This is a genomic window from Streptomyces sp. NPDC054796, assembly GCF_053611545.1.
Window position 1 is genome coordinate 1 of record NZ_JBSHAO010000149.1, and the last position, 2,114, is coordinate 2,114.

The 2,114-nt window shown below is 72.2% G+C and carries 1 protein-coding gene; it reads left to right on the top strand.

Annotated features, from left to right (window positions below; genetic code table 11):
• Window positions 1–393 precede the first annotated feature (393 nt).
• Entirely contained in the window at window positions 394–1,983 is a 1,590-nt protein-coding gene (gene serA, locus ACWGJ2_RS40265) for a phosphoglycerate dehydrogenase (protein ID WP_453351387.1), read from the top strand.
• Window positions 1,984–2,114: the final 131 nt, after the last annotated feature.

Here is a 2,114-nt window from a genome sequence, read left to right on the forward strand (position 1 = left end):
GGGCGGGGCCCGGGGGCCCGCGTACGGCCCGTACACGGCGCGGGGCGGGTGGGGCGCGCGCGGCCCGGCCGCCGGTGCGTCCGGCGCCGGACGGCAGGGGCGGCCGGAGGCCACGCGAGGGCCCGGCGCGCCTGCGCGCAAGGGTTCACAGGTGTCGTCGGGCGTGCGTATGTGCGCCCCCTGTGACGGGGAGATCGATTCGGCGGAGGGGCCGACCGCACGCACCTTCCCTATATACACTGCACAGCACAAGCAGCGCGTTCACAGGCTCACAGCGTCGTGCGTCTGCCCTGCGCCCGCGGGGATGACCCCCTCCACCGTCTAGGACGGCCGTCGGGACTCGGCCGCCCAGCCCCGCCGCAGCGGGGACGATCCGCCAGGACTGGAGACCACGTGAGCAAGCCCGTAGTACTGATCGCCGAAGAACTCTCGCCCGCCACCGTCGACGCGCTCGGCCCGGACTTCGAGATCCGGCACTGCAACGGCGCCGACAGGACGGAGCTGCTCTCCGCCATCGCCGATGTCGACGCCATCCTGGTGCGCTCCGCCACCAAGGTCGACGCCGAGGCCATCGCCGCGGCGCGGAAGCTCAAGGTCGTCGCCCGCGCGGGCGTCGGCCTCGACAACGTGGACGTGCCCGCCGCCACCAAGGCGGGCGTCATGGTGGTCAACGCCCCCACCTCCAACATCGTCACCGCCGCCGAGCTGGCCTGCGGTCTGATCATCGCCACCGCGCGCAACATCCCGCAGGCGAACACGGCGCTCAAGAACGGCGAGTGGAAGCGCAGCAAGTACACGGGCGTCGAGCTGAGCGAGAAGACCCTCGGCGTCGTCGGTCTCGGCCGCATCGGCGTGCTGGTGGCCCAGCGGATGTCGGCTTTCGGCATGAACGTCGTCGCCTACGACCCCTTCGTGCAGCCCGCGCGCGCCGCGCAGATGGGCGTCAAGCTGCTGTCCCTGGACGATCTGCTGGAGGTCTCGGACTTCATCACCGTCCACCTCCCCAAGACCCCCGAGACCCTCGGCCTCATCGGCGACGACGCGCTGCACAAGGTCAAGCCGAGCGTCCGGGTCATCAACGCCGCGCGCGGCGGGATCGTCGACGAGGCGGCGCTGGCCTCCGCGCTCAAGGAGGGCCGCGTCGCGGGCGCCGGTCTCGACGTGTACGCGAGCGAGCCCTGCACCGACTCCCCGCTCTTCGAGTACGACCAGGTCGTGTGCACCCCGCACCTGGGCGCCTCGACGGGCGAGGCACAGGAGAAGGCGGGCATCTCCGTCGCCAAGTCCGTGCGGCTGGCGCTGGCGGGCGAGCTGGTCCCGGACGCGGTCAACGTCCAGGGCGGCGTCATCGCCGAGGACGTGCGCCCCGGTCTGCCGCTGGCCGAGAAGCTGGGCCGCATCTTCACCGCGCTGGCGGGCGAGGTCGCCGTCCGGCTGGACGTCGAGGTCTACGGCGAGATCACCCAGCACGACGTCAAGGTGCTGGAGCTGTCCGCGCTCAAGGGCGTCTTCGAGGACGTCGTGGACGAGACGGTGTCCTACGTCAACGCCCCGCTGTTCGCGCAGGAGCGCGGTGTCGAGGTCCGCCTCACCACCTCCAGCGAGTCCACGGAGCACCGCAATGTGGTGACGGTGCGCGGCACCCTCTCCGGCGGCGAGGAGATCTCGGTCTCGGGCACCCTGGCGGGCCCGAAGCACCAGCAGAAGCTCGTCGCCGTGGGTGACCACGACATCGATCTGGCCCTCGCGGACCACATGGCCTTCTTCAGCTACGGCGACCGTCCCGGCGTCGTCGGCACCGTCGGCCGCATCCTGGGCGAGGCGGGCATCAACATCGCGGGCATGCAGGTCTCGCGCGCCACGGCGGGCGGCGAGGCGCTGGTCGCGCTCACCGTGGACGACACGATTCCGGCCGCCGTCCTCACCGAGATCAAGGGCGAGGTCGGCGCGACATCGGCACGCAGCGTCAACCTCCAGGACTGACGCGCGCGGTCCTTCGGGCCGTCGGTACGCAGCACGGCACGGGGCGCCGTTCCTCACTCGGGGGCGGCGCCCCGGCGTATGCGGAACCGGAGCTGGGGGAGGGCTGAGCCGGAGCCGGGCCGGAGCCGGTG